At 72.3% G+C, this 26,783-nt stretch carries 21 protein-coding genes; 7 read left to right on the top strand and 14 right to left on the bottom strand.

Annotation, left to right across the window (positions count from 1 at the left end; genetic code table 11):
• Nucleotides 1-32: 32 nt before the first annotated feature.
• From ABT158_RS08500 to ABT158_RS08525, 6 genes are read right to left on the bottom strand one after another with little or no spacing between them, the layout of a single operon-like run.
• Nucleotides 33-461 (bottom strand): AMP-binding protein, encoded by a 429-nt coding sequence (locus tag ABT158_RS08500; RefSeq protein WP_352352127.1) that lies wholly within the window; start codon nucleotides 459-461, stop codon nucleotides 33-35.
• A gap of 56 nt (nucleotides 462-517) precedes the next feature.
• A complete protein-coding gene (locus tag ABT158_RS08505) occupies nucleotides 518-2,932 on the bottom strand; it encodes a LuxR C-terminal-related transcriptional regulator (protein WP_352352128.1) in 2,415 nt (804 codons plus the stop codon).
• A 52-nt stretch (nucleotides 2,933-2,984) separates the two neighbouring features.
• Nucleotides 2,985-3,731 (bottom strand): AMP-binding protein, encoded by a 747-nt coding sequence (locus ABT158_RS08510; RefSeq protein ID WP_352352129.1) that lies wholly within the window; start codon nucleotides 3,729-3,731, stop codon nucleotides 2,985-2,987.
• A 55-nt stretch (nucleotides 3,732-3,786) separates the two neighbouring features.
• Nucleotides 3,787-4,581, bottom strand: coding sequence for a hypothetical protein (locus ABT158_RS08515; RefSeq protein WP_352352130.1), 795 nt, complete (start codon nucleotides 4,579-4,581; stop codon nucleotides 3,787-3,789).
• A complete protein-coding gene (locus ABT158_RS08520; RefSeq protein WP_352352131.1) occupies nucleotides 4,578-5,801 on the bottom strand; it encodes an NRAMP family divalent metal transporter in 1,224 nt (407 codons plus the stop codon). Before ABT158_RS08520 ends, ABT158_RS08515 begins: the two co-directional genes overlap by 4 nt.
• Nucleotides 5,798-6,205: a hypothetical protein gene (locus tag ABT158_RS08525; RefSeq protein WP_352352132.1), complete on the bottom strand. Its 408-nt coding sequence runs from the start codon at nucleotides 6,203-6,205 to the stop codon at nucleotides 5,798-5,800. The genes ABT158_RS08520 and ABT158_RS08525 overlap by 4 nt, the downstream gene beginning before the upstream one ends.
• Before the next feature lie 278 nt (nucleotides 6,206-6,483).
• Here ABT158_RS08525 and typA point away from each other — a divergent pair, with 278 nt between their 5' ends.
• Together typA and ABT158_RS08535 are read left to right on the top strand one after the other, a co-directional pair.
• Nucleotides 6,484-8,334, top strand: coding sequence for a translational GTPase TypA (typA, locus tag ABT158_RS08530; RefSeq protein WP_352352133.1), 1,851 nt, complete (start codon nucleotides 6,484-6,486; stop codon nucleotides 8,332-8,334).
• Between the two features lie 299 nt (nucleotides 8,335-8,633).
• Nucleotides 8,634-11,072 carry a hypothetical protein gene (locus ABT158_RS08535; protein WP_352352134.1) on the top strand — a complete coding sequence of 813 codons (2,439 nt, stop codon included), beginning with the start codon at nucleotides 8,634-8,636 and terminating at the stop codon, nucleotides 11,070-11,072.
• 3 nt (nucleotides 11,073-11,075) lie between these two features.
• Here ABT158_RS08535 and ABT158_RS08540 read toward each other — a convergent pair whose 3' ends face one another.
• From ABT158_RS08540 to ABT158_RS08550, 3 genes are all read right to left on the bottom strand, one after another.
• On the bottom strand, nucleotides 11,076-11,726 hold the full coding sequence (locus tag ABT158_RS08540; RefSeq protein ID WP_352352135.1) for a DUF2461 domain-containing protein: 651 nt from the start codon (nucleotides 11,724-11,726) through the stop codon (nucleotides 11,076-11,078).
• A gap of 21 nt (nucleotides 11,727-11,747) precedes the next feature.
• Nucleotides 11,748-12,440: a polysaccharide deacetylase family protein gene (locus ABT158_RS08545; RefSeq protein WP_352352136.1), complete on the bottom strand. Its 693-nt coding sequence runs from the start codon at nucleotides 12,438-12,440 to the stop codon at nucleotides 11,748-11,750.
• 112 nt (nucleotides 12,441-12,552) lie between these two features.
• Entirely contained in the window at nucleotides 12,553-12,858 is a 306-nt protein-coding gene (locus ABT158_RS08550) for a hypothetical protein (RefSeq protein WP_352324847.1), read from the bottom strand.
• 172 nt (nucleotides 12,859-13,030) lie between these two features.
• Here ABT158_RS08550 and ABT158_RS08555 point away from each other — a divergent pair, with 172 nt between their 5' ends.
• Nucleotides 13,031-13,966, top strand: coding sequence for an anti-sigma factor RsbA family regulatory protein (locus tag ABT158_RS08555; protein ID WP_352352137.1), 936 nt, complete (start codon nucleotides 13,031-13,033; stop codon nucleotides 13,964-13,966).
• On the opposite strand, the gene ABT158_RS08560 is transcribed toward ABT158_RS08555, so the two are convergent.
• Entirely contained in the window at nucleotides 13,963-14,550 is a 588-nt protein-coding gene (locus ABT158_RS08560; RefSeq protein ID WP_352324845.1) for a sigma-70 family RNA polymerase sigma factor, read from the bottom strand. The two genes, ABT158_RS08555 and ABT158_RS08560, sit on opposite strands and share 4 nt — an antisense overlap.
• Before the next feature lie 248 nt (nucleotides 14,551-14,798).
• Between ABT158_RS08560 and ABT158_RS08565 the strand changes: the two genes are divergently transcribed.
• Nucleotides 14,799-15,872, top strand: a complete 1,074-nt coding sequence (locus ABT158_RS08565; protein ID WP_352352138.1) for a PLP-dependent cysteine synthase family protein — start codon at nucleotides 14,799-14,801, stop codon at nucleotides 15,870-15,872.
• A gap of 10 nt (nucleotides 15,873-15,882) precedes the next feature.
• Here ABT158_RS08565 and ABT158_RS08570 read toward each other — a convergent pair whose 3' ends face one another.
• Nucleotides 15,883-16,851: an ABC transporter substrate-binding protein gene (locus ABT158_RS08570; protein ID WP_352352139.1), complete on the bottom strand. Its 969-nt coding sequence runs from the start codon at nucleotides 16,849-16,851 to the stop codon at nucleotides 15,883-15,885.
• Between the two features lie 97 nt (nucleotides 16,852-16,948).
• Here ABT158_RS08570 and ABT158_RS08575 point away from each other — a divergent pair, with 97 nt between their 5' ends.
• The 3 genes from ABT158_RS08575 to ABT158_RS08585 are packed head-to-tail and all read left to right on the top strand — an operon-like array spanning nucleotide 16,949 to nucleotide 19,808.
• Entirely contained in the window at nucleotides 16,949-17,977 is a 1,029-nt protein-coding gene (locus ABT158_RS08575; protein ID WP_352352140.1) for a FecCD family ABC transporter permease, read from the top strand.
• Nucleotides 17,974-19,017 carry a FecCD family ABC transporter permease gene (locus ABT158_RS08580; protein WP_352352141.1) on the top strand — a complete coding sequence of 348 codons (1,044 nt, stop codon included), beginning with the start codon at nucleotides 17,974-17,976 and terminating at the stop codon, nucleotides 19,015-19,017. Before ABT158_RS08575 ends, ABT158_RS08580 begins: the two co-directional genes overlap by 4 nt.
• Nucleotides 19,014-19,808 (top strand): ABC transporter ATP-binding protein, encoded by a 795-nt coding sequence (locus ABT158_RS08585; RefSeq protein ID WP_352352142.1) that lies wholly within the window; start codon nucleotides 19,014-19,016, stop codon nucleotides 19,806-19,808. The genes ABT158_RS08580 and ABT158_RS08585 overlap by 4 nt, the downstream gene beginning before the upstream one ends.
• Nucleotides 19,809-19,850: 42 nt before the next feature.
• On the opposite strand, the gene ABT158_RS08590 is transcribed toward ABT158_RS08585, so the two are convergent.
• The 3 genes from ABT158_RS08590 to smc all read right to left on the bottom strand — a co-directional run bounded on the left by ABT158_RS08590 (nucleotide 19,851) and on the right by smc (nucleotide 26,725).
• Entirely contained in the window at nucleotides 19,851-21,527 is a 1,677-nt protein-coding gene (locus ABT158_RS08590; protein WP_352352143.1) for a tetratricopeptide repeat protein, read from the bottom strand.
• A 253-nt stretch (nucleotides 21,528-21,780) separates the two neighbouring features.
• Nucleotides 21,781-22,956, bottom strand: a complete 1,176-nt coding sequence (gene ftsY / locus ABT158_RS08595) for a signal recognition particle-docking protein FtsY (RefSeq protein WP_352352144.1) — start codon at nucleotides 22,954-22,956, stop codon at nucleotides 21,781-21,783.
• A 67-nt stretch (nucleotides 22,957-23,023) separates the two neighbouring features.
• Entirely contained in the window at nucleotides 23,024-26,725 is a 3,702-nt protein-coding gene (gene smc / locus ABT158_RS08600; protein WP_352352145.1) for a chromosome segregation protein SMC, read from the bottom strand.
• Nucleotides 26,726-26,783 lie beyond the last annotated feature (58 nt).

Consider the following 26,783-nt stretch of genomic DNA (forward strand, 5'->3'; position numbering starts at 1 on the left):
TGCCCAGGGTCAGCGGAGGATCACAGGTGCGCTCAGTCTCCACCTCCGGCCGACCGCGTGCGATCACTTTCCGTGGACTGTCGGCGACTGCGCGGATACGGATGCCGCCCGCCCAGCTCGGCCACGCTCATCACGATCCGCACCCGCGACTCCTCGGCCGCCTCCACCGCCTCCGGCACGTCGGAGATCATCACCCGGGCGCCGCTGGCCCGGATGCGCTCGCCCAGCCCGGCCCGGTCCAGGTCGGCGGGCACCGGCCAGACGACGCCGCCCGCCGCCATCACCGCGTCCGCCGCCACCAGCAGGTCGGGCCCCACGGGCAGGCAGACGAGCACCGTGTCGCCCGCGCGCACCCCTCTGCGCCGCAACTGGGCGGTCGCGATCGCCGACCGCTCGTCCAGTTGCTTCTCGGTGAGCTCCACGCCCGTGCCGGAGTCCACCATGACGATGTGCTCATCCATGGCGTCCACGGTAGGGAGGGGGTCACGTGCCTACATGGGGCGGAATATGCAGATCCCTATGCAGAAGCGCTGGGGTGCTCGGCGGCCCACACCGCGATCTGCGCGCGTGAGGTGTACCCCAGCTTCTCCATGATGTTGGCGATGTGCCGGGCGACCGTGGCCGGGCTGATCACCAGCTCCTCGGCGATGGCCCGGTTGGACAGCCCGCGGGTGAGCAGGCCGGCGATCTCCAGCTCGCGCACGGTCAGCAGCGAGTGCCTGACCGGCTCGGCCGGCACGGGCGGCGGCGCCGCGGGCCGCTCCCCCGCCAGCACCTGGCGGGCGGCGGCGTCGGGGCTCATCGCCCGGCCGCGCGACCACAGGGAGGCCGTGCGGCCCTCGCCGAGCTTGGCGCGGGCGCGCGAGAGCAGCTCCTCGATCCGGATCGTGGCCGAGTGCTGGCCGATCGACTCGCGCAGCGTGGCCGCGGCGGCGGCGGCCAGCACCGCGCCGTCGAGGTCGCCCTCGTGCTCGGCCAGCACCGACAGGCCGGCCAGGCACCGGGCCACCCCCTGCCGCTGGCCGGTCTGCCGGCTCAGCGCGAGGCTGTCGGCCAGCCGCTCCCTGGCCGCGGCGAACTCGCCCAGCATGGCCGCGACCCGGCCCACCCTGGCCAGGCAGCGCGCCAGGTCCGAGTCGCTGCCCAGCTCGCACAACCACGGGACGGCCAGCTCGTAGCGGGACTTGGCGGTCTCCAGGTCGCCGCGGGCCTCGGCCACCGCGCCGAGCTGGGCGGCCATCCTGGCCATGAGCCAGCGGTGGCCGTGCTCGCGCGCCCGCGCCAGGGCCTCGTCGCCCAGCCGCTGGGCCTCGCGCAGCCGGCCCCTGGTCAGCGCCACCGCCGACAGCCCGGCCAGCCCCGCCGCCTGGTTCCAGGCGTCGCCCGACGCGGTGGCCTCGGCCAGGCCGCGCTCGGCGTGGTGCAGCGCCTCGTCGATGCGGCCCATGCGGAGCAGGACGACGACCACGAGGCTGTGCATGACGCAGCGGGTGAACACGTTCTCCTCGCCCAGGCCCGCCAGGCTCTCCGTGGCCACCTCCAGCGACCGGCTGAGCTCGTCGCGGGCCTCCAGCCCGTAGGCGAGGTACGCCTTGCCCTGCGCGACCTGCCCGTCGGGCACCGGTTCGAGGTCGAGCGAGAGCAGCCGCTCGATCCAGCCGACGATCTCGGTCAGGTTGCCGGAGATGGGCAGCAGGGCGGTGCTGGCGGCGCACAGGCGCAGGCCCAGCCGCGCGTTGCCGGACTCGGCGGCCCAGTCGAGGGCGGCCCGCTGGTCGTCGAGGAGCTGCTTGCTGGCCGTCAGGCACTCCAGCCGCTCCGGCCAGGGCACGCCCGGCCGGACCATCTCGGTCGTGAAGTGGCGTTCCTGCAGGTCGCACAGGACGGTGAGGTGCCGCTCGCGGACGTCCTCGCGCTCGCCGGCCCGCTCCAGCCGCTTCATCGCGTACCGCTTTATCGTCTCCAGCATGCGGTAGCGCCTGCGTTCCTCGTCGCACAGCACGAGGGACTTGTCGACCAGGCCGCCGAGGAGGTCGACGATCTCGTCCCGGGCGATGGGCCGCTCGGCGCAGACCTGCTCGGCCAGGTCGAGGTCGAAGTCGCGGGCGAAGACAGACAGCCGGCGCAGCAGCACCTGCTCCTTGGCCGACAGCAGGTCGTAGCTCCAGTCGACGGTGGCCAGCAGCGTGCGCTGCCGCGCCGGGGCGGTACGGCCGCCCGTGGTCAGCAGCGAGAAGCGGTCGTCGAGCCGGTCGGCGATCTGCCCGGGGCTGAGCAGGCTCGTACGGGCCGCCGCCAGCTCCAGGGCCAGGGGCAGCCCGTCGAGCGCCTGGCACAGGCGGACCACGTCGGGCAGGCTGTCGGGGCCGAGCCGGGTGCCGGCGGCGGCGGCCCGGTCCATGAACAGCTGCACCGACTCGGCGTCGGCGTATCCCATCTCGGGCAGGTCGAGCGGCGGCACCCGCCAGATCAGCTCGCTGGCGATGCGCAGCGGCTCCCGGCTGGTGGCCAGGATGTCCAGCCGGGGGCAGCAGGCGACCAGCTCGGCGGCCAGCTCGGCGCACCCGTCGACCAGGTGCTCGCAGTTGTCGAGCAGCAGCAGGCAGCGCAGCTCGCGCAGCCGGGCGGTGACGGTGTCGAGCAGCGGGCGCCCGCTCTCCTCGCGCACCCGCAGCACCCGGGCGATCTCCTGGACGATCTGCTCCGGACGGCTGATGCGGGCCAGCTCGACCAGCCACACCCCGCCCGGATAGCCACCCACCAGCCCGGCGGCCACCCGCAGGGCCAGCCGGGTCTTGCCGATGCCGCCGACGCCGCACAACGTGACCACGCGCGTCTCGCCGAACAGCCCGCGCAGGTCGTCGAGGTCGCGTTCGCGGCCCACGAACCGATTGGGCTCTGCTGGAAGATTGTGCCGGGGGGCCTCTGGCATGTGTTCACCCTGCGTCGCCGAAGGATCACACTCTTCCACAGTGTCGCACTTTTCACAGGCCAAGCGAGCTGACGATCGCCCTTTCGTCCACAACGCGCAGAATGGGGTTTCCCAGCAGCCGCCTGGCGACGTCGTACGGCGCCACGACCATGGTGGCCCTGCGCTCGGCGGCCAGCACCCGGCAGCCGATGACGGTCGGCTCGTTGGCGGCGATCACCACGTGGGCGCCGGACATCAGGGCCAGGTCGAGCACCCGCAGCCCCTTGAGCAGGTCGCCGGCCGCGTTGACGACGACGTCGTCCTTGCCGACCACCAGGCGGGCGGCCAGGTTGCGCAGGTCGGCGGCGAGCTCGTCGTGGTCGAGCACGCGGCCGCCGCCCGGCGCCAGCGCCGCTCCCGCCAGCGGGCCGAACTCCAGCGGGCTCGCGTTGAGCAGCCCGGCGAACGGCAGCGCGCCGGGCGAGGGGCGGAAGGCGTAGACCCGGTCCGCGGCGGGGCCGCCGGGCTCGCGGGGACCGCGGGTGATCACCATGCGGACCGGGCCGGGGCCGCCCAGCACGGCGACGCCGCCCGCCCAGGCCACCGCGTGGACCGCCACCACCAGCGACGCGCCGAGCGGCAGGTCGATGAGGACGCGGTCGCCGTAGGCCAGCCCGTCGCGCCGCAGCCCGCCCGCCGCGCGGGTGACCCGCCTGGCGAACTGCGCGTACGACAGCACCTCGCCGGTCCTGACGTCGCTCACCGCCGGCTGGTCGCCCTTGCTCGGTGCCGAGCCCATAACCAGCTCTGTCCACGTCATGACGACAATGTAGGGACCGCGACGGCTCCTGCCATGCACACAAATGTGCAACCTGCTATGTACGTCCCGGCTCGCGCTCGTACAGCTCGGTGAGGGGGGCGAGCCGGTCGGCGGGCACGTTCAGGCGCAGGCCGGCGCCGGGCTCCTGCGACCAGGAGCCGCCCTCCCACGCGAGCTGCTCCCAGGTCACCAGTGTGCTGCCCTTGAGCCGGCGCCTGATCAGGGCCTGGACCAGCCAGGGGGCCCGGCCGCCCGGGCCGCGCTCGTACCCGAAGAGCTTGCCGGTGCGGCGCGGCACGACGATGAGGCCGCTGACCCGGAACGCGTTCTGCACGCCCATCAGCAGCGGGCCGTCCTGGCACAGGCACACGTCGGCGACCCTGCCGACCACCTCGCCGGCCGCGTCGGTCACCGTGCGGCCCTTGAACCAGCTGATCCTGGGGGCCGGTCCGGCGGCGTGCACGACCTCTCCGCCGGGCCGGCGCCCGCCGCCGCTGCCGGGGATCCGGGCGATCACGTTCTCCCGCGTCCAGCGTTCGAGTGCGGGCTCGGCGAGCTCGCCGCTCACCTTGATCGCGCTGCCGATCTCGGTGACCAGGTGCATGGGGACGCGCCGGGGCTGCGGGTGCTCCTCGGGCCGGAACAGCGTGGTCACCGAGCTCATCAGCCAGCCGGGCAGGCCGCCGATGCGGGGGGCGAGCGCGAGCGGCCCGGCGAGCAGGGCCGCCACGTACGGCGGGTCGCCGGCCAGCTCCAGGTCGTCCACCTTGCACACGGGCTCGCCGTCGTCCGCGCCGACCACCTGCCGGTCGAGCAGGTGCAGGTCGGCGTGGAGCTCCCGGGCCCTCATTGGCCCGCCTTCGTGGCCAGCAGCAGCGGGATCGCCGCCACCGCGACCACCGACAGCAGGATCATGTACGCGGTGCCGACGGCGTTGGTGAACCGGCTGTTGACCCGGTCGTTCATGTAGTCGGGATCGTTGGCGATCATCAGCACGGGCAGGTACGTCAACGGCAGCGCGGCGGCCGAGAACACCAGCGAGTACTCCGTCACCATGACCGGGTCGACGGTCGTCAGGATGAGCGCCGCGGCCAGCACGACCGCGACCAGCACCACGACGTGGAACCTGGCGGCGTCCCTCGGCCGCACCCGCTTGCCCCACCGCCAGCCGAAGTACTGGCTGAGCGTGTACCCCGACGACAGCGCGGTCTCCAGCGTCGCGCCGAACGTGGCCGCGAACACCCCGATGATCGCCATCGCCAGCCCGACCTTGCCCAGCCCGACGCCCACCGGCAGCACCATCTGCGCCAGCGACTCCACCTGGATCTGCGCCGGCAGGAACACCGCGGCGGCGCAGACCATGATGGTCAGCGACAACAGGCCGCCGAGCGGGAAGCCGACGAACACGTTGGCGCGGGCGGTCACCAGGTCTGCGCGCGTCCACCGCTCCTCGACGCCGCCGGAGGAGAAGAAGAACACCTCGTACGGGGTCATCGCGCCGCCGAGCAGCGCGACCGCGTAGTACCAGTAGGTCGCCGCGCCCTCGGCCTGGGGTGGCGCGGCGAGCTGGCTGCCCAGCTGCCCCCAGTCGGGGCCGAGCTGCCACGCCGCCACCCCGAACACCACCAGCGCGAGCCCGGCCAGCCCGAACACCCGTTCCATGGTCTCGAACTTGACCCGCCACATCACCAGCCAGGCGACCAGCGCCACCCCCGGCACCCACAGCAGGTAGTTGACGCCGGTGGCCAGCTCCAGGGCGAGCGACGCGCCGCCGATCTCCGCGGCCAGCGTGAGCAGGTTGATCAGGAACGACGCCCCCAGGTTGAGCAGGCCCGCCCGCGGCCCGAGCCGTTCACGGACGAGGTCGAAGACCGGCCGGCCGGAGACCGCGGCGATCCTGCCGGACATCTCGGCGAACAGGCAGATGCCCACCACGCCGACCACCACGACCCACGCCAGCGACATCCCGAACCGGGCTCCGACCAGCGAGTTGGCCACGAGGTCGCCGATGTCCACGAAGCCGCCGACGGCGCTGAGGATGCCGAGCGTGACGGCGAAGAGCTTCTTCACCCCAGCGCCTCCAGCTCCCGCACCGCCCGGGCGGGGTCCTTGATGCGGTCCCGGCGTACCTGGATGAGCAGGTCGTCCACCAGCGCCTCGGCCCGCTGGATCCGGTCGAGCAGCCGCTCGCGCACCTGGTCGGACCGCTCGGACGGCGGCTGGACGCCGCCGAACTGGTCGCCGACCGCGTCGAGCTCGCCGGCCGCGTCGGTGAGCACGACCTTGAGGTACGGCCTGGTCAGCCGGTGGGAGTTCTGGACGGCCAGGCGGACGATCCGGATGACGGAGGAGACGCTCTCGTCGGACTGCTCGGCCTTGAGCGCGTAGTCGTGGTCGTCCCAGGCGGGGCTCACGCAGCCGGCCGCGGCGACGAGCAGCGCGAGCAGCGCGAGCAGGGCCGCCACCCGCCTCACGTACGGCCTCGCAACAGGAAGTAGGCCAGCAGCCCGAGCAGCGCCGCGAACTGCCCCCACGCGGCGAGCAGCACCAGCCCTTCGTCCCTCGCGGTCGCTCCCTGCCCTGCCCCAAGTGATCCATGCGGGAGGCCGGGAATCAGACGCGCCGGCCGATGCGTTCACCCCTACAGCGCCGCAGACGCCTTGTCCCGCTCTTGTCACGAGAGGGGATCAACTAGACTTGGTGGGTCGCGACTTCGCGCGGCCGCCCCCACGACACAGAGCGAGAAGTCATCATGCCTTTGAACAGCCGCGACGACCTGCGGAACATCGCGATCATCGCGCACGTCGACCATGGCAAGACCACACTGGTCGACGCCATGCTCTGGCAGTCCGGGGCCTTCCGCGCGAACCAGGACGTCGACGACCGGGTCATGGACTCCAACGACCTGGAGCGCGAGAAGGGCATCACCATTCTCGCCAAGAACACCGCCGTCCAGCACGGCGGCATGACCCTGAACATCATCGACACCCCCGGCCACGCCGACTTCGGCGGCGAGGTCGAGCGCGGCCTGTCCATGGTCGACGGTGTGGTGCTGCTGGTCGACGCCTCCGAGGGCCCGCTGCCGCAGACCCGGTTCGTGCTGCGCAAGGCGTTCGCCGCCAAGATGCCGGTCATCCTGTGCATCAACAAGGTCGACCGCCCCGACGCCCGCATCAAGGAGGTCGTCGACGAGGTCTACGAGCTCTTCATGGACCTCGACGCCACCGAGGAGCAGATCGACTTCCCGATCGTCTACGCCTCGGCCAAGGCCGGCCGCGCCTCCTTGAACCGTCCCGACGACGGCGGCATGCCCGACTCGGAAGACCTGGAGCCGCTGTTCGACATCATCAAGTCGACGATCCCGGCGCCCACGTACGACCCCAGCGCCCCGCTGCAGGCGCACGTCACCAACCTCGACGCCTCCTCCTACCTGGGCCGTATCGCGCTGTGCCGGATCCACCAGGGCGTCATGCGCAAGGGCCAGCAGGTCGCCTGGTGCCGTACCGACGGCACGATCCAGAAGGTGAAGATCACCGAGCTGCTGATGACGGAGGCGCTGGAGCGCAAGCCGGCCGAGGAGGCCGGCCCCGGCGACATCATCGCCATCGCGGGCATCCCCGAGATCATGATCGGCGAGACGCTGGCCGACCCTGAGGACCCGCGCCCGCTGCCGCTGATCACGGTCGACGAGCCGGCGATCTCGATGACGATCGGCACCAACACCTCGCCGCTGGTCGGCAAGGTCAAGGGCTCGAAGGTCACCGCCCGCATGGTCAAGGACCGGCTCGACAAGGAGCTGGTCGGCAACGTGTCGCTGCGCGTGCTGCCCACCGACCGTCCCGACGCCTGGGAGGTGCAGGGCCGCGGTGAGCTGGCGCTGGCCATCCTGGTCGAGCAGATGCGCCGCGAGGGCTACGAGCTGACCGTCGGCAAGCCGCAGGTGGTCACCAAGACCATCGACGGCAAGGTGCACGAGCCGGTCGAGCGCCTGACGGTCGACTGCCCGGAGGAGTACCTCGGCGCGGTCACCCAGCTCCTGGCCGTCCGCAAGGGCCGCATGGAGCACATGACCAACCACGGCACCGGCTGGATCCGCATGGAGTTCGTGGTCCCGGCCCGCGGCCTGATCGGCTTCCGCACCGAGTTCCTGACCGAGACCCGCGGCACCGGCCTGGTCCACCACGTCTTCGACTCCTACGAGCCGTGGTTCGGCGAGCTGCGCACCCGCAACAACGGCTCGCTGGTGGCCGACCGCTCGGGCCCGGTGACCGCGTTCGCCATGCTCAACCTCCAGGAGCGCGGCACGCTGTTCGTCTCGCCGACCACCGAGGTCTACGAGGGCATGATCATCGGTGAGAACTCGCGTTCCGACGACATGGACGTGAACATCACCAAGGAGAAGAAGCTCACGAACATGCGCTCGTCCACGAGCGAGGAGACCGAGAAGGTCATCCCGCCGCGGACGCTCTCGCTGGAGCAGGCGCTGGAGTTCATCCGCGAGGACGAGTGCGTGGAGATCACGCCCGACGCGGTCCGCATCCGCAAGGTCGTGCTCGACGCCGCCGCCCGCGGCCGCGCCGCGGCCCGCGCCAAGCGCGCCTGATTCGTTCTCCCCGCACCACGGCCGCGTGTCACCTTTCCCGGTGGCACGCGGTTTTCGTGTCAGAAGGGTCTGTCAACGGGCGGCCCGAGCACGCGCGATGGAACGCCTCTCCCGGGTCGTGGTGTAAAGAAACGTGGTCATGAGACCATCTGTGATAACACCGTGACCCTATGCCATAGAACATTTCGGCATGCCGGAGAATCATCCCAATTGTGGGAAAGCTCCGGATGGCACTTTCATTCGGGCTGGCTCTGGTGTCGTTCGGGGCGATTGTTTGGTGCACCATCGCAGCCAGACCCGTGACCGGGTCCGACAGGCCCAAGAGCACCGTCGTGACCGATCCGTGGGCGGCCGCCGCCGCCCGCGCCGACCCGGCCGCCGGATGGGCCCGTACGGCCGCCACCGAGGTCTCCGTCGCCCGGGCCCGCGCGGCCGACCTCGACGCCGTCCCCGAGGGGCGGATCGACCCCCGGCAGCGTCAGGTCAGGATCACCGTCAGGCACCGGCTGGGCCTGCGTCCCGACGACCCGCTGGCCGAGGCGCTGCGCCAGGGCGGCGGCTTCCCCGGGACGCTGCCGCAGGTGACCGACTCCGGGTTCGGCGCGCTCAAGGTGGACGGCCAGAGCCTGGCGCCCACCACCCGGCTCGCGCCGCTCATCGTCTCCTCGCCGGGGCACGTCACGGCCGAGTTCACGGTGACGCTGCTGCGCCAGGTCAGGGTCGACGGGCTGCTCCGGCTCGACTTCGCCGCGCCGACCGCGCTCCCGCTGATCGTCGTGGAGCGCGCGGTCACCGTGCTGCCCGGCGAGTGGACCGTGCTGCGCGTCGAGGGCATCCAGCCGGAACGGCAGGAGCGCGGGCTGCTGCGCTTCTCCGTCGGCGCCTACCCGGTGAGCCTGACGCTGGCCCCCGGCTCCTACGGCTTCCCCGACGTCGCCGAGGAGGACGACTTCTCCTGGGCCACCGCGCTCGGCGTGCTCACGGCGTGCGCGCTGGCGGTGTTCCTGGTGCGCTCGCTCGGCCGGCGGTGGTGGCAGCGGGTGCCCAACAGGGAGCTGGTCGTCGGCCTGGCCATCGCCGCACCGGCCCTGCTGGCCCCGCTGGTCGCCGCGGAGTGGTCGCCGGTCGGGTACGTGATCCTGTTCGTCGCCGTGCCGGTGATGGCCCTGCGGCACGCCGGGCGGGTGCTGCCCACCAGCCCGCCGTGGACCGGCCGCGACCTGCTCACGGTGACCGGGCTCGGCCTGCTGGTCGGGCTCGGCATGCTGAGCTGGTCGTGGCTGCACGGCCAGCTCCCCGGCCGCGTGCTGCTGACCGGCGGCGCCGTCGCGGCCCTGGCGGCGGCGGGCGCGGCGGTCGGCTTCAGCGTGGACCTCGGGGTCAGGCCGGTGGTCGTCCGCCTGGCCGCGCTGTGGGCCGAGGCCGCGGTCGGGCTGCTGGCGCTGGCCCTGTGGCTGCGGGCGCTGCTGGACGGCGTCTACCCGCCCGACAGCGTCCGGCTGCTGCTGGCGCTGAGCTGGGCGATGATCCCCGTGGCGGCGGTGACCGTGGCGACCAGGCGGTGGAGCCGGGGCGCGGTGGTGGGCGCGGTCGTGGTGAGCCTGCTCGTGCAGGGCTGGCCCACCGAATGGCTGGACGCGGGGTCGTGGAGCCTGGCCGTGCCCCGCGCGGCCGTCCCGACGATCGGCAGCCTGCCGCTGGACCCGCTGGTCCGCGGGGTGCTCGGGCTGCTGCTGCTCGGGTTCGTGATGCTGGTGCTGCGGCTGTGGCGGCTGGGCTGCCGGCCCGCGGCCGTGCGCGACCCGGCCGCCGAGTCGACGATGGTCGTGGTGCTGATGGTGCTCTACATCACGCCCGGCGGCAGCACGACGCTGGCCGACATCGACGTGCCGCTGCCGCTGCTGGCGATCACCTCGCTCGTGGCCTGGCTGACCGCGCGCTGGCTGCTCGCCGGGCCGCCCGCGGCCGTCGTGGAGCCGGACACGCAGGAGGAGCACCGGCAGTTCGTCCGCGCGGCCCTGCACCGGCGCCTGCTGCTGCTCGCCGAGCAGGAGCTGTACCGCGCGGGACGGACCAGGCTGGCCGCGGACCTGTCGATGGCCGAGTTCGACCAGCGGCGGCAGGCTCTGGAGTCGGCGCTGCGCGAGCACGGCCGCCGTCCCGAGACCGCCTTCGCCACGGCGGCCGGCTGCACGCCCTGGCACAACGGCGTGTCGGCGTTCACCGTCAGCCTGCTGCTGAGCCTGCCCTTCGCGCTGGTCCACGGCCGGCCGGAGGGCGCGGACCTGACCAGCTTCCTGTTCGACGGCCGCTACCTGCTCACCCTGCCCGCGTTCGGCTTCCTGTTCGGCTACTTCTACCCGTGCGTCCGGGGCACCCAGCCGATGACCAAGGCGCTGCACCTGGCCGTCGCGGCCCTGCTGACCAGCCTGGCCGGCTACCTGTCGACGCTGGTCGAGCCGGACATCGGCGCCCTCGACAAGGCGCAGGTCGTGGCCATCGTGGTGGGGCAGGTGATGATGGTCTGCGTCGGGCTCGGGCTGTTCTGGGAGTGGCGGATCATGCACCTGGCCGGCGAGCCGTGGGCCAGGGTGCGGAACCTGCGCAGCGTGCGCAGCCTGGCCGCGCCGACCCTGGCCCTGGCGCTGGCCGTGGGCACGACGGCGGCCAGCTCGGCGGCCGGGCAGACGGTCGACCGCATCCTGAAGGGCGACCAGGTCACGACGGGCCAGCGGTGACGCTCAGCGGCGCGGCAGCTCGCTGCCCCTGACGTGCGCGCACTGCCAGTCGACCAGCGCGGCGAAGTCGCGCCAGGCCCGCTCGACGCGCCCGCGCACCTCGGCCGTGTGCACCCACGGCTCCGGCTCGTGGCGGACGCCCGCGAACAGGGACCTGTGGCGCAGCAGCTCGATGCGCGGATGGTCCTCGTCGAGGCCGCGTGGCCTGGTCTTCAGCCGGTCGCCGCCGATCGTGTAGCCGGCCTCGGCGAGCCGGGCGATGATCGACTCCAGCGGTTTGCCGGTGACGTCCTCGTCCACGGCCGCGCGGTAGCGGGCGATCTGGTCGGGGGCCTGGGTGTAGCGGCCGCCGGCGACGTACAGGCCGGCGGCGCTGATCTCGACGTAGTAACCGATGCCCGGCATCAGGTCGACGAAGGCGCCCTGATGGGTCTTGTACGGCCTCTTGTCCTTGGAGAAGCGCACGTCACGGTAGGGCCGGAAGAGCTGGGCCGGGCCGAACTCGGCGGCCAGCTCGTCGGTGAGCTCCGTCATGGGCGCGCGGACCGCGTCCTCGTAGAGGTGCTTGTGGCGGGTGAAGTAGTGCTTGGAGTTGTCCGCCTCAAGGCCCTCGTAGAAGATGAACGCCTCGTCGGGGAAGCCGGTGAAAGCCATGGCCCAAGGGTGCCATGCCGCTCACCGTGCGGTGTACGTGCGGCCCGGCGTGGGCGGGCGGCCGTACAGTTCCGAGATCGTGACGAACGTGTAGCCCTTCTTGGCGAGGGTGTCGACCACCTTCGGCACGGCCTCGACCGTGGTGGGGTGGATGTCGTGCATGAGCACGATCGACCCGGCTTTGGCGGTGTCGGCCCGCCTGACCACGGCGGCGGGCTGGCGGTGCAGCCAGTCGAGGGTGTCGACGTCCCACAGGATCTGGGCCAGGCCCTCGCGGCGGGTCTCGGCGGCGACGGCGTCGTCGGTGCTGCCGTACGGCGGGCGCATCACCTGCATCTTGACCCCGGTCAGCCGGTGGACGAGCTCGTTGGTGTGCCCCAGCTCGTTGCGCACCCCCTCGCGGGACAGGCCGGTCAGCGACGGATGGGACCAGGAGTGGTTGCCGATCTCGTGGCCCTCGTCCACGATGCGGCGGGTGATCCGGCCGCCGCTGTCGGCGGCCACCATCTCCCCCAGCACGAAGAACGTGGCCCTGACGTGGCGCTGGCGCAGCAGGTCGAGCAGCTTGCCGGTGTAGGGCCCTGGACCGTCGTCGAAGGTCAGGGCCACACACTTGATCTTGCCGCAGTCGAACCGGCGGCTGCGCGGCCAGTCGGCCTGCTGCGCGATCAGCCGCTTGGCCAGGACCTCAGGACTGACCTGCGGCCGGATCATGGCGGAATGTCGGCGCGGCACCGGCTGGGCGGCGCAGCCCACGAGAACGATCAGGACGAATGGCAAAGCCCAAATGCGCATGTTTTCCCCCGAAACACCGCACGCGGGGGCCTTACGGATAGTCCTGGACCGGTCTCCCCCGTAGTTCCCTGGCCAGGTCGTCCCACCAGAGTGGGATATCCGCGTGCAGCTCCTTGTAGCGGCGCGCCACGCGCATGGCACATCCAACCGGATCCGTACCCAGATGACGACGTTTAACCGGACCTTCCTGCCAACGGTAAAAACCGTCCCTGTAGTGCACGACGAGACCTATCCAGACCGAGATGGTCGCTCCGTCCCCCACCTCGTACGCGCTGGTGACTCCCAGCCCGTGCAGCTCCGCCTGGAGTTTCTCCGCCGCCGCGCGGGCTTCGGTCACACGCCACCCCCTGCCGACGTTTCCGTACACAACAGATGTACCCAGCAACGGGCATCAGCCGTCCAAGACATGGAGTAATCATCAAACTCCGGGGAGTCACGCGCAGGCCGTTCGACGTTATTGGTCGACTTCCGCCGTTGCGCGGCCGGGCCGCCCTTGTTACGTTTCGGCCGTGCGCCGTGAGCGGGCACAATCGCTGAAGCACGTCGCGGTACCGTACGACTCCGATCGGGCCTTCCTCGACCTCGTCGTGCCGCGCGTGCGAACCGCGCTGGACGAAGACCGGCGCGTGCTGGTCGTCAACCGTCCCGACCGGCTGGCGCTGCTGGCGGAGGCCCTCGACGGCGACGCCCGGCGCATCGACAGCCGCCCGGCCGGCGCCTGGTACGGCCACCCCCACCGGATGCTGGCCGCCTACCACGAGTACACGCGCGACCGGCCCACCCTGGTAGTCGGCGAGCCCGTCTGGACCGGGCTGAGCGAGCCGCGGATCCAGGACCTCATCCGCTACGACTCGGTCGTCAACGCCGCCCTGGCCGCGGCCCCGTCCGTCATGCTGTGCCTGTACGACCTGCGCGACGTGCCCGAGCCCGTGCGCGAGCTCACCCCGGTCGTCCATCCCCTGGTGCTGGGGTCGGGGGGCGAGGCGGCCAGCGGGCGGTTCGTGCAGCCCCAGGAGCTGGTGCTCGACGGCGACGACGCGCCGTTCCCCGAGCCGGGCCCCGGGGCCTGCCTGGTGCGGTTCACCGCCCGCGAGCTCAAGCGCCTGCGCCAGACCGTCGGCGACTACGCCAGGACGGCCGGCATGGACCGCAACCTCATCTCCTCGCTGGTGCTCAGCGTCTCGGAGATCGCCGCGAACTGCGTGGAGCACGGCGCCGGGTTCGGCACGATCACGATGTGGGTGGAGGAGCGCGACCTCGTCTGCGAGGTCGCCGATCCCGGCGGGGCGCTCGACGACCCCCTGCCGGGCTACATACCGCCGGAGCCCGAGTCCCCGCGGGGGTACGGGCTCTGGATCAGCCGGCAGCTCTGCGACCGGGTGCAGCTGCGCGACGAAGGCGGCCTGTTACGCGTCCGCCTTCGCCTGTCCCTGGACTCTCCCTAGGCCGCGGCTCGGGGGGCGGGAAGGCGCACGGCGCCCTCCTCCCGCGCGTAGTCCTCCAGCATGCCGCGGAGCTGGCGGCGGCCACGGTGCAGACGGGACATCACGGTGCCGATGGGCGTCCCCATGCGCTCGGCGATCTCCTTGTACGCGAACCCCTCGACGTCGGCCAGGTAGACGGCCACGCGGAAGTCCTCGGGCAGGGAGCGCAGGGCGTTCATCACGACGCTGTCGGGCAGCCGGTCGAGCGCCTCGGTCTCGGCCGAGCGCAGGCCCGTCGAGGTGTGGGACTCGGCGGCGTGCAGCTGCCAGTCCTCGATGTCCTCGGCGGCCGACAACTTCGGCGAGCGCTGCTTCTTGCGGTAGTCGTTGATGAAGTTGTTGGTGAGGATGCGGTGCAGCCACGCCTTGAGGTTGGTGCCCTCACGGAACTGGTGATAGGACGTGTATGCCTTGGCGACCGTCTCCTGCACCAGGTCCTCGGCGTCGGCGGCGTTACGGGTCAGGCGCATGGCGGAAGCGAACAGCTGCGACGTCACGGGCACGACATCGCGCTCGAACCAGTCCTGACGCTGCTCATCGGTCATAGTGATCAATTCATTCCCCCTTGCGCTATCCCCCGTTCGGCACAAGCCGCCTGACAGCGTTCCTCATCCTCGCAACTCCCAGGTAAGGGACGCGTTAGGAGAGTCCGCATAGGTCAGAAGGGGTTTGTCGTCCATCTGCTCGCGGCGTGCGTGGTCACGTCCACGGCCGGACAAGTCTCATTATCATAACACTACCCACCCAATATCGTAGGAATAGTGGTCAGAGTCACAGGGGATAGCGTATGGACATGGAATCTGTGGACCGTCACGACACGGGGACACGTCGGTGGGTGGCGGAGGCCATCCGCAAGGTGGAGGCCGACGCCAACCGGAGTTGTGACACTCACCTGCACGTCTTTCCGCTTCCCTCGCACTGGGGCGTAAACCTCTACCTGAAAGACGAATCGGTGCACCCGACCGGTTCGCTCAAGCACCGGCTCGCACGGTCCCTGTTCCTGTACGGCCTCGCCAACGGCTGGATCGGCCCGGCCACCACGATCGTGGAGGCGTCCAGCGGCTCGACCGCGGTCAGCGAGGCGTATTTCGCCCGGCTGCTCGGCCTGCCGTTCATCGCCGTCATGCCCGCGTCCACGTCGCCCGAGAAGTGCCACCTCATCGAGTTCTACGGCGGGAAATGTCACCTCGTCGCCGACCCCGGGGCGATCTATGACGAATCTCACCGGCTGGCCGCCGAGACCGGGGGCCACTTTATGGACCAGTTCACCTACGCCGAACGCGCGACCGACTGGCGTGGCAACAACAACATCGCCGAGTCGATCTATTCCCAGATGTCCATGGAGCCGCACCCCGAGCCCGCCTGGATCGTCGTGGGCGCCGGCACCGGCGGCACGTCGTCCACGATCGGCCGCTACATCCGCTACCGCCGCCACCCCACCCGCCTGGCCGTGGTCGATCCGGAGGGCTCGGCGTTCTACCCGGGCTGGGTCTCCGGCGACCCCACGGTGACGGCCTCGGGGTCGCGGATCGAGGGCATCGGGCGTCCCCGGGTGGAGCCGTCGTTCCTGCCCAGCGTGATCGACCGCATGATCGCCGTCCCCGACGCCCGCTCGATCGCCGCCATGCACTGGACCCGCGAGGTCACCGGCCTGGACATCGGCGGCTCCACGGGGACGAACATGGCCGCGTGCGTGGAGCTCGTCGGGGAGATGCGCGAAGCGGGCGTCCAGGGCAGCGTCGTCACCCTGATCTGCGACCGCGGCGACCGCTACAAGGGCACCTACGACAACCCGGAATGGCTGGCCGGCCAGGGGCTCGACCTCCAGCCCCACCTGGCCGGCCTGCGGGCGTTCCTGCCGCGCTGAGCGCCGGAGCCTAGGCGGCCTTGGCGGGGTCGACCGCGAAGGTCCTGGCCAGGTCGTCCAGGATGGCGTGGGCACCCTGGATGCCCACGGCGCTCATCCAGGTCAGGTCGCTGACCTCGTGCTTGTCCCCCTTGAGCCGGCCCCACAGCGGGTTGCCGACGAACTTCTCCTTGGGTCCGTCGCTGGCCGGGTCCGGGTAGGTGGCGACGAAGATGTGGTCGGCGTCGAGGTCGGCGATGCGCTCCTGGCTGACGTCCACGGCGATGGCGTCGTCCTTGGTCGGCTGGCCCTCGGGGCGGGGGAAGCCGACGTCCTTCAGCACCACCCCGGAGTACGACTTCTCGACGTAGAGCCGGACAGTGGGCTCACCGGCGAAGCGCACGATCGAGACGGTCGGCAGCTTCCCGCCCGCCTTCTCCTTGATCGCGGCCCCGATCGTGCCCGCGCGCTGCTCGAACGCCTTGATCCGGGCGTCGGCCAGGTCCTCCTTGCCCAGGGCGCGGCCCATGAGCCGCAGGTTCTCCTTCCAGATGGCGCCGGTCGTCTCGCTGAAGACGGTCGGCGCGATCTTCGACAGCTTGTCGTACAGGGCCTCGTGCCGGACCTTGGCCGAGACGATCAGGTCGGGCTTGAGCGCGGCGATCTTCTCCAGGCTGGGCTGCTCCAGGGTGCCGACCGGGGTGGCCTCCTTGCCGTACCGGGCGACGAGCGGGCCGAGGTAGTCGGGCAGCTTGGTGTCGATCGAGCGGTAGGTGGTGTAGCCGATCACCGGGGTCTCCAGGGTGAGCACCGCGTCCACGAAGCTCTGGTCGAGCGCGACGACCCGCTTGGGCTGCCCGGAGATCCTGGTCGAGCCCATCGCGTGCTCGATCGTCCTGGCCGCCGGGTCGGCCGAGGACGTGGCCGCCGGCTCCGTCGAGCCGCACGCGGCCACCCCCGCCACCAGCAGCACACCGGCCAGCACCCGCCACGCTCTCATCGGAACCCCTTCTCGAAGTAAGGCGAACCTAAATTAGGTTAGCCCTGCCTAACCTGGCATACTTCACCACGATCGGGCAAACAAGGGGAGGAAACTGGTGACCGCGCTCGCGCCCCGCCTCCACGGCATCCGGCGCCGGCGGCTCGTCCTCCTGCTCCTCCTCCTCGCCGCCGTCGCGGCCGGGGTGGTGCTGAGCATCACGGTCGGCTCGAAGTCCGTGCCGCCGGGCGACGCCTGGCAGGCTCTCACCGCGCCCACGGGCAGCGAGAACGACATCATCATCCGCTCGCTGCGGGTGCCGCGTACCGTGCTCGGGGTGCTGGCCGGGATCGCGCTCGGCGTCGCGGGCGCCCTCATGCAGGGCCACACGCGCAACCCGCTCGCCGACCCCGGCCTGCTGGGCGTCACGCAGGGCGCGGCGTTCGCCATGGTGGCCTCGATCATCCTGCTCGGCGCCTCCAGCCTGCTCGCCTACATCTGGTTCGGCCTGGCGGGCGCGCTGGTGGCCAGCGTGGCGGTGTTCGCGCTCGGCATGACGGGCGGCAGGGGCGGCCCCACCCCGGTCACGCTGGCCCTGGCCGGCACCGCGGTCAGCGCCCTGCTGTACGCCATGACCTCGGCCATCGTGCTCCTCGACGAGCAGGCCATGGACGTCTTCCGCTTCTGGCAGTCCGGCTCCATCGCCGCCAGGGGCCCGGACGTGGTCTGGCAGGTGCTCCCGTTCGTCCTCGCCGGCCTGCTGCTCGCCCTGGTCAACGCCCCGGGCCTGAACGCCCTGTCGCTCGGCGAGGACGTCGCCCGCTCGCTCGGCCAGAACATCGCCCTCACCAGGACGGTCGGCGTCGCCGCCGTCACCCTGCTGTCGGGCGCGGCGGTGGCGGCCTGCGGCTCGCTGGCGTTCGTGGGCCTGATCGTGCCGCACCTGGCCAGGCCGCTGTCGGGCACCGACCACCGGTGGCTGCTGCCGTACTCGGGGCTGGTCGGGGCGGCGTTGCTGCTGGTCGCCGACGTGATCGGCCGCGTGGTCGCCCCTCCGGGCGAGCTGGAGGTCGGCGTGGTCCTCGCGCTGATCGGCGCGCCCTTCTTCGTCGCCCTGGTCCGCCGCAGAAAGCCGGTACGGCTATGACCACGCTCCCCCTGCGCCTCGGCGCCCTGTCCTGGCGGCTGCGCCCGCGCGCCGTCGCCGTCGGCGTGACCGGCCTGGCGCTGCTGGTCGTGCTCATGGCGCTGAACATGCGCATCGGCGACCTCCCGATGAGCCTGGCGGAGGTGCTCCAGGGCACCTTCGACGTCAACAGCCCGGCCCACTTCGTCATCATGGAGCTGCGCCTGCCGCGCGCCCTGACCGGCGCCCTGGTCGGCGCCGCGCTCGCGCTGTCCGGCGCGATCATCCAGTCCATCGCCCGCAACCCGCTGGCCAGCCCCGAGATCCTCGGCGTCACGACCGGCGCCTCGGTCACCGTCGTGGCCGGCGTGGTGGCCAGCGGCAGCGTCTACGGCGGCACCAGCGGCCTGCTGGCCGACCTGGGCATCCCCGCGCTCGCCCTGCTCGGCGGCCTGCTCGGCGCGTCCGTCGTCTACGGCCTGGCCTGGCGGCGCGGCCTGGACGGCTACCGCCTGGTCCTGGTCGGCATCGGCGTGGCCGCCGTGTTCACGAACGTGAAGTTCTGGCTGCTGACCGTCGGCGACGTCAACGACACCGGCCGGGCAATGGTCTGGATCAGCGGCTCGCTCAACGGCCGCGGCTGGGAGCACGTCGTGCCCGTGGCGCTCGCGCTGGCGGTGCTCGTCCCGGCCACCCTGCTCGGCACCCGCTCGCTCGACGCGCTGCGCTTCGGCGACGACGTGGTCACCGCCCTCGGCGTGCGCGTGAACGCGGCCCGCGCCCTGCTGATCCTGGCCGCCGTGCTGCTGGCCGCGGTGGCCACCGCCTCGGCCGGGCCGATCGCGTTCGTGGCCCTGGCCGCGCCGCAGATCGCGCTCCGGCTGGCCCGCTCGGCCCGGCCGCCGCTGCTGTGCTCGGCGGTCACCGGGGCCGTGCTCACCGCGGGCGCCGACCTGATCGCCCGGACCGTCTTCTCCCCGATCGAGCTGCCCGTCGGCATCGTCACGGCCGTGCTGGGCGCACCGTACCTGATCCACCTGATCTGGAGGGCACGCAAATGAGGCTGCAGGCCGCGGGCGTCAAGCTCGGCTACGGCGACCGGACCATCGTGGACGGCCTCGACCTGGGCGTCGAGGCGGGCACGGTGACCACCATCATCGGCCCGAACGGCTGCGGCAAGTCCACCCTCCTGCGCGCGCTCGGCCGCCTGCTCAAGCCCCAGGGCGGCCAGGTGCTGCTGGACGGCAAGCGCATCGACGCCATCCCCACCCGCGAGGTGGCCAAGGTCCTCGGCGTGCTGCCGCAGGCGCCGTCCGCCCCCGAAGGGCTCACCGTGGCCGACCTGGTCGCCAGAGGACGCCATCCGCACCAGACGTGGTACCGGCAGTGGTCCTCCGACGACGAGTCGGCCGTCGCCGCGGCGCTGACCATGACCGGCCTGGCCGACCTCGCCGAACGCCCGCTCGACGAGCTGTCGGGCGGCCAGCGGCAGCGGGCGTGGATCTCCATGGCCCTGGCCCAGGGCACCGACCTGCTGCTGCTCGACGAGCCCACCACGTTCCTCGACCTGGCCCACCAGGTGGAGGTGCTGGAGCTCGTCCGGCACCTGCACGAGCAGGCCGGCCGCACGGTCGTCATGGTCCTGCACGACCTCAACCTGGCCGCGCGCTACGCCGACCGGCTGGTGGCCATGCGCGCCGGCAAGGTCGTGGCCGCCGGCGCCCCGCACGAGGTGCTGACCGAGGAGCTGCTGCGCGAGGTGTTCGAGCTGGACGCGAAGGTCATCGAGGATCCGGTCGCGGGGACCCCGCTCGTGGTGCCGATCGGGCCGCTCGCGGCTTCCCAAGCCTGACGGCACCTGCGGCCCCGTCTCCTCACCCCTCGGCCCGTCTCCTCACCCCTCGGCCAGCGCCCGCCCGACGTCCGGATCGCCGGGGGCCAGCTCGGCGGCTCTGAGCAGGTCCTGTCTGGCCTCCTTCGCCCGTCCCAGCTCCCGGTGGACCATCGCCCGGTTGAACAGCAGCTCGGCCGTCTCGGTCAGCTTCAGCGCGCGGGTCAGGTCGGACAGCGCGCCATCGGGGTCGCCGCGTTCGAAGGCGAGCACGGCCCGGTTCCCCCACGCGGCGGCCAGGTCGGGATCGATCTCCAGCGCGGCGTCGAAGGCCGCGTACGCCTCCGGGTGGCGGCCCTGGGCCGTCTCCACCTGGCCGAGCACGCAGAGCAGGTGGGCGTCGCGCGGCCGGAGCGCGAGGCCGCGCTCCACGTCCCGCCTGGCCTGCTCGTACTCGCCGTGGAGGGCGAGCAGGCCGCACCTGTTCACGTACGCGGGGGCGAAGTCGGGGTCGAGCTCCAGCGTGCGGTCGAGGTCGGCGCGGGCGCCGTCCAGGTCGCCGGCCGCGAACCGCAGCTCCGAGCGGTTGTAGTACGCCTCAGGGAAGGGCGGGCTGAGCCGCATGACGGCCTCGTAGTCGGCCAGGGCCTCCTGCGGTCTGCCCAGCTTGTTCAGCAGGTTGCCCCGGTCGAGGTAGTAGTCCGGATAGCCGGGGTCGGCGTCGATCGCCGCCGTGTAGTCGGCCAGCGCCTCCTCGTGCCGGCCGGCCCCGGCCAGCAACTGGGCCCGGTTGGCGCGCAGCACGAGCCGGTGGACCGGGTGCTCGTCCGCCAGGTGCTCGTCGGCCAGGGCGATGGCCTGCTCGACCAGCCGCAGCGCGGCGTCCGGACGGCCGGCGCGCAGCTCCACCAGCGCCTTGCCGTTGAGGTCGAAGCCGAGGTGGAAGGCGCGTTCGCGGGGGTCGGGCAGCAACGACGTGATCGTGACGGCCTCGTTGATCCACGCCATCGCCTCGCCGGGGTCGCGGCGGGCGGGGTCGTGGTGGCGTACCAGGATCATCGCGGTGGCGTAGGCGATGGTGGCCCGGTGCTTGGGGTCGGTGCTGAGGCGCCTGGCCCGGTCGTAGAGCTCGCGGGCCTCCTCCTCGCGTTCCACCGCCTCCAGGGCCGCGGCGACGCGCTGCACGAGGGTCCGCCACCCTTCAGGGTCGTCCTCGTACGCCATGCCGCGCAGCGCCTCCGTGCCCGACTCCACCATCGCGTGGTGGAAGCCCTCGTCGCGGTAGCGGTCGAAGTCGGCGCACAGTGGGCCCTCACCGGGCGACGACGGGCCCTCCTCGACGCGCAGCAGCCCCGGGTCGAGCCGGCGGCGCAGCACCTCGACCAGCTCGCGGTCGGTGTGGTCGGCCTCGCCCAGGTTCGACACGACGAGCGTGAGCGGCCCGGTGACGGCCAGCAGCTCACGGACGAACTCGGCCAGCCCGTTGGCGATCCTGAGGCTGCGCCGCGCCCCCGGGATGAGGATGCGCTGCCCCCTCGGCAGGTCGTCGGCCAGCGAGCGCCTGCGCACCGGCACGAGCGGCCGCAGGCGGGGCGCCGCGACCCGGAGCTCCACGTCATGGGCGGCGACCAGTTCGGGCCGCCGGTCGAGCGCCTCGGGGACCAGAAGGTCGAGCAGCGCCGCGGCCAGCGTGTACGGCCCGGCTGCCCGTCGGTCGGCGTCCAGGGCGATCGTCCTCACGACCGCCCCCTTCCCAACGGTCGGCGTTCCCGTGTGGAAACGCCGACCCAGAGACAGGTCAAACGCTGTGTCGCGGCGAGGCGAGCGTGGAGGGCCTGACAGTCCCGGGGCGATGGACGACGATCTTCTTCATGGGCATCCCTTACGTGATCGCGGATAACCCGAACATGTCAGCACAAAGCTAACTAACGACTCAAGACTTTTCTGGTAATGGCCATTTCGGCATGAATTAGGACATGGCCGATAAACGGGGTTAGTCGCCCAGGATCGCGTCCACGAAGACATCCGGGTCGAAAGGCGCCAGATCGTCGGGCCCCTCGCCGAGCCCCACGAGCTTGACCGGCACGCCCAGCTCGCGCTGCACGGAGATCACGATGCCGCCCTTGGCGGTGCCGTCAAGCTTGGTGAGCGCGATGCCGGTGATGTTGACCACCTCGGCGAACACCTGGGCCTGGCGCATGCCATTCTGGCCGGTGGTGGCGTCGAGAACGAGCAGCACCTCGTCGACCGTGGCCTTCTTCTCGATGACCCGCTTGACCTTGCCCAGCTCGTCCATCAGGCCGGTCTTGGTGTGCAGGCGGCCCGCGGTGTCGACGATGACGACGTCGACCTTGTCCTCGATGCCCTTGGCCGTGGCGTCGAAGGCCACCGAGGCCGGGTCGCCACCCTCCGGCCCGCGCACGGTCTCGGCGCCGACCCGCTCACCCCACGTCTGGAGCTGGTCGGCCGCCGCCGCGCGGAAGGTGTCGGCCGCGCCGAGCACGACCGTCTTGCCGTCGCCGATGAGCGAGCGGGCGAGCTTGCCGGTGGTGGTGGTCTTGCCCGTGCCGTTGACGCCCACGACCAGGACCACGGCGGGCCGCTCGCCGTGCTTCTGCACGTGCAGACTGCGGTCGAGGTCGGGGTTGACCTGGGCGAGAAGCTGCTCGCGCAGCAGGCCCCTGACCTCGGCGGGCGTGCGGCTGCCCAGCACCTTGACCTTGGTGCGCAGCTCCTCGACCATCGCGCGGGTCGGGGCGACGCCCACGTCGGCGGTGATCAGGCTCTCCTCGATCTCGTCCCAGACCTCGTCGTCGAGCCGGTCGCGGGACAGCAGCTCCAGCAGGCCGCGGCCGAGCGCGCTCTGCGAACGCGCCAGACGCGAGCGCAGCCGCACCATCCGCCCCGCGGACGGCGGCGGCACCTCGACCTCGGGGGCGATGACCATCGGCTCGGCCGGCTGGACCGGCGGCGGCACCGTGGTGACCGCGCCGTCGGCCTCCTCGACCGGGCCGGCGGGCCGCTTCTCCTCCTCGGGAAGCGGCGGCGCCTCCGGCGGCGGCACGGGCGGCGCCGCCTTGCCACCCGGCCTGAACAGCAGGAAGAGGCCGCCGGCCGCCAGCAGGGCGACGACGGCCACGATCACTATGACGCCGAGGTAACCATCCACAAGATGTCAGTTTTCCAGATCGACCGGCATGGTCATGCCCAAGGCACACGGATGATGACAGGCCGGATCAGGCGGATTCGCGCTCCCGCAGGCGCTGGCTGACCACCTGCGTCACGCCGTCGCCGCGCATCGACACGCCGTAGAGGGCGTCGGCGATCTCCATCGTGCGCTTGTTGTGGGTGATGACGATGAGCTGGGAACTCTGCCGCAACTCCTCGAACAGGGTCAGCAGCCGCTGGGTGTTGGTGTCGTCGAGGGCGGCCTCGACCTCGTCCATCACGTAGAAGGGCGAGGGCCGCGCCTTGAAGATGGAGATCAGGAACGCCACCGCGGTCAGCGAGCGCTCGCCGCCCGACAGCAGGGACAGCCGCTTGACCTTCTTGCCCGGCGGCCTGGCCTCGACCTCGATGCCCGTGGTGAGCATGTCGGTGGGGTCGGTGAGCACGAGCCGCCCGTCGCCGCCGGGGAAGACCCGGGTGAAGATCTGCTCGAACTCGCGGGCGACGTCCTCGTAGGCCGAGGCGAACATCTGCTCGACGCGGTCGTCGACCTCCTTGACCACGGTCAGCAGGTCGCGCCGGGTCTTCTTGAGGTCCTCCAGCTGCGAGGTCAGGAAGGCGTGGCGCTCCTCCAGCGCGGCGAACTCCTCCAGCGCCAGCGGGTTGACCTTGCCGAGCTGGGTCATCTGCCGCTCGGCGGCCCTGGCCCGCTTCTCCTGCTCCTCCCGGACGTACGGGACCGGCGGGTCGCCCGGGACGGGCGCGTCGGGGCCGTACTCGGAGACCAGCGCCTCGACCTCGACGCCGAACTCCTCCATCGCCCGCTCCTGCAGCTGCTCCAGCCGCAGGCGCTGCTCGGTGCGGGCCACCTCGCTCCCGTGGACCCGGTTGACCAGCTTGTCGAGCTCCTGGCCCAGCTCACGGACGCGCACCCGGACCTGCTTCAGCTCGGCGTCGACGGCGACGCGGGCGAGGTCGGCGTCGTCGCGCTCGCGGGAGGCCAGCTGGATCGACGAGGCGAGCGCCCCGAGCACCTGCCTGGCGCCCTTGCTGACCGCCTCGGCCAGCACGGCCTGCCGCCTGCGCCTGGCCCGCTGAGCGGCGGCCTGGGCGCGTTCCTGGCGCTCGCGCTGGGCGGCCCGCAGCAGGCCGTCGGCGCGGCCCTCGATGCCCTTGACGCGCTCCTCGGCGGTGCGCACCTGCAGCCGGGTGTCCATCTCGCGCTGCCGGGTCGTCTCGCACGTGGCGGCCAGGTCGTCGCGCAGGTCGGTGGTCGGCTCGGTCTCCAGCTCCTGGGCGTATTCGGCCTCGGCCAGCCGGATCTCCAGCTCGGCCAGCTCCGCCAGCCCCTCGGTGCGGGAGTCTTGAGCCGCGGTGACGCTGCGGGCCAGGCGTTCGGCCTCGGCGTGCGCGGCGTGCGCGGCGGCCTCCAGCTGGGCCAGCCGCCTGGCCGCCGCCGCGTTGCGCTGGTCGGCCTCCCGCTGACGGGCCCTGACCTGGTCGAGGACGCCCTGCGCGGCGCTCACCCCGGCCTGGGCGGCGGTCACCGCGCTCTGGGCCTCGTTGACGTGCGCCTGGGCCGCCTCGACGGCCGTCTGGGCCGCCTGCTCGGCCTCGATCGCCTGGTCGAGCGCCTCGGCCGTCGCCTCCGCCGTGGCCTCGGCCACCCGCAGGTCGTGGACGGCCTCGTCGAGCGCCGCCCGCACCTGCAGGACGGAGGTGCCGCCGGCCGACCCGCCACCGGCCAGATGGGCCCCGAGCACGTCGCCGCCCTCGGTCACCACCCGCAGCTCGGGACGCCGCCCCACCAGCTCGCGGGCCGCTTCGAGATCGGCGACCACGACGACCTTCGCCAGGACGTGGTCGAGCGCCGGCCGCAGCTCGTCGGGCACGGTGACCAGATCGGCGGCCCACCGCCCGCCCTCGGGCGGGGCGGGCCGGGATCGCGCAACCTGGGAGTGGTGCGCGGTGTCCGAAACTCCGGTCTCGGCCACCAGCAGCGTGACCTGCCCCGCGTCGGTGCTGCGCAGCAGGCCGAGCGCCTCGACGGCGGTGTCGAGCGTCTTGACCGCGACGGACTCGGCGACCGGGCCGAGCACGGCGGCGACGGCCAGCTCAGCGCCCGGCGTGACCTGCATCGAGGCGGCCAGCGGGCCCAGCACCCCGGCCAGGTCGGCGTCGAGCAGCGCGGCGCCGCCGTCGCCCTTGGCCAGGCCCAGCTCCAGGGCGTCGCGACGGGCCCGCAGCGCGGCCACCGAGCGCTGGGCCTCCTGGTCGGCGGCGCGGGCCGTGGCGACCCCCGCCTTGGCGGCCTGGACGGCGGCCCGCGGCGCGCCGAGCCCGGCCTTGGCCTCGTCGGCGGCCACGCGGGCCGCGTCGGCCGCGGCCCTGGCCTCCTCGACGGCGGCCTGCGCGGTGGTCAGCTCCTCGGCCAGCGCCGGATCGGCCGCCGGCTCCTCGGCCTGCTCGTTCTCCAGGTCGGCCAGGGCCTGCCGTTCGCGCTCGGCGGCGTCGGCCACGGCCTTCTCCAGCCGGCCGATCTCCTCCTCGGCCGCGCGCGCCCTGCTGCGCACGGAGTCGACCTGGCCGCGCAGCTTGGCCAGGCCCTCACGGCGGTCGGCGGCGGCACGGGCGGCCATCGCCAGGCGCCGCTCCTCCGCGCCCAGCTCGGCCTCGGCCGCGGCCCGCCGCTCGACGGCCTCCGCCAGCAGCTCCTGGGCGTGTTCGAGCTCGGCCCGCAGGATCTGTTCCTGCTCGCGCGCCTCGCCCGCCTCGCGTTCGAGGTCTTCGGGGTCGCGGCCGCGGCGTTCGATGGCGGCGGCGTCGAGGGCGTGGCGGTGGCGTTCGGCGGCGAGCTGCTCCAGGCCGGTGATGCGCTCGCGCAGGGAGGAGAGCCTGAAGAAGGTCTCCTGGGCGGCGCTCAGCCGGGGCTGGGTCTCGGCCTCGGCGGCCTCCAGGGCGGCCTCGCGCTGCTGGCCCTCGGCCAGCTCGGCCTCGACCTGGTTGCGCCGGGCGGTGACGGCGGCCTCGTCGGCGGCCTCGCGTTCGAGCGTGGCGCGCAGGATGCACAGGTCGTCGGCGAGCAGCCGCAGCCGGGCGTCGCGCAGGTCGGCCTGGATGACGGCGGCCTTGCGGGCGATCTCCGCCTGGCGGCCGAGCGGCTTGAGCTGGCGGCGCAGCTCGGTGGCCAGATCCTGCACCCGGGTGAGGTTGGCCTGCATGGAGTCGAGCTTGCGCAGCGCCTTTTCCTTGCGCTTGCGGTGTTTGAGCACGCCCGCGGCCTCTTCGATGAAGGCCCGGCGGTCTTCCGGCCCGGCGTGCAGCACGGCGTCGAGCTGGCCCTGGCCGACGATGACGTGCATCTCGCGGCCGATGCCCGAGTCGGACAGCAGCTCCTGGATGTCGAGCAATCGGCAGGTGTCGCCGTTGATGGCGTATTCGCTCTGCCCCGACCGGAACATCAGCCGGCTGATCGTGACCTCGGTGTAGTCGATCGGCAGCGCGCCGTCGGAGTTGTCGATGGTCAGCGTCACCTCGGCCCGGCCGAGCGGCGGCCTGGAGGAGGTGCCGGCGAAGATGACGTCCTCCATCTTGCCGCCGCGCAGCGACTTGGCGCTGTGCTCGCCCATGACCCAGGCCAGGGCGTCGACGACGTTGGACTTGCCCGAGCCGTTGGGGCCGACGACGCACGTGATGCCGGGTTCGAGGCGCAGGGCGGTCGCGGAGGCGAAGGACTTGAAGCCGCGCAGGGTGAGGGTCTTCAGGTACAAACGCCGACCCTCCTCCCCGGCCTCGGCTGAACGGGCTTCGGAAAAGCCTACTGGTCTC

The sequence above is a fragment of the Nonomuraea sp. NPDC001636 genome, assembly GCF_040298265.1.
Taxonomy (GTDB): Bacteria; Actinomycetota; Actinomycetes; order Streptosporangiales; family Streptosporangiaceae; genus Nonomuraea.

Coding starts and splice junctions, on each gene's coding strand:
- ABT158_RS08500 (WP_352352127.1), bottom strand. CDS start 461: ATGGATGAGCACATCGTCATGGTGGACTCCGGCACGGGCGTGGAGCTC.
- ABT158_RS08505 (WP_352352128.1), bottom strand. CDS start 2,932: ATGCCAGAGGCCCCCCGGCACAATCTTCCAGCAGAGCCCAATCGGTTC.
- ABT158_RS08510 (WP_352352129.1), bottom strand. CDS start 3,731: ATGACGTGGACAGAGCTGGTTATGGGCTCGGCACCGAGCAAGGGCGAC.
- ABT158_RS08515 (WP_352352130.1), bottom strand. CDS start 4,581: ATGAGGGCCCGGGAGCTCCACGCCGACCTGCACCTGCTCGACCGGCAG.
- typA (WP_352352133.1), top strand. CDS start 6,484: ATGCCTTTGAACAGCCGCGACGACCTGCGGAACATCGCGATCATCGCG.
- ABT158_RS08540 (WP_352352135.1), bottom strand. CDS start 11,726: ATGGCTTTCACCGGCTTCCCCGACGAGGCGTTCATCTTCTACGAGGGC.
- ABT158_RS08545 (WP_352352136.1), bottom strand. CDS start 12,440: ATGATCCGGCCGCAGGTCAGTCCTGAGGTCCTGGCCAAGCGGCTGATC.
- ABT158_RS08560 (WP_352324845.1), bottom strand. CDS start 14,550: ATGACCGATGAGCAGCGTCAGGACTGGTTCGAGCGCGATGTCGTGCCC.
- ABT158_RS08565 (WP_352352138.1), top strand. CDS start 14,799: ATGGAATCTGTGGACCGTCACGACACGGGGACACGTCGGTGGGTGGCG.
- ABT158_RS08570 (WP_352352139.1), bottom strand. CDS start 16,851: ATGAGAGCGTGGCGGGTGCTGGCCGGTGTGCTGCTGGTGGCGGGGGTG.
- ABT158_RS08580 (WP_352352141.1), top strand. CDS start 17,974: ATGACCACGCTCCCCCTGCGCCTCGGCGCCCTGTCCTGGCGGCTGCGC.
- ABT158_RS08585 (WP_352352142.1), top strand. CDS start 19,014: ATGAGGCTGCAGGCCGCGGGCGTCAAGCTCGGCTACGGCGACCGGACC.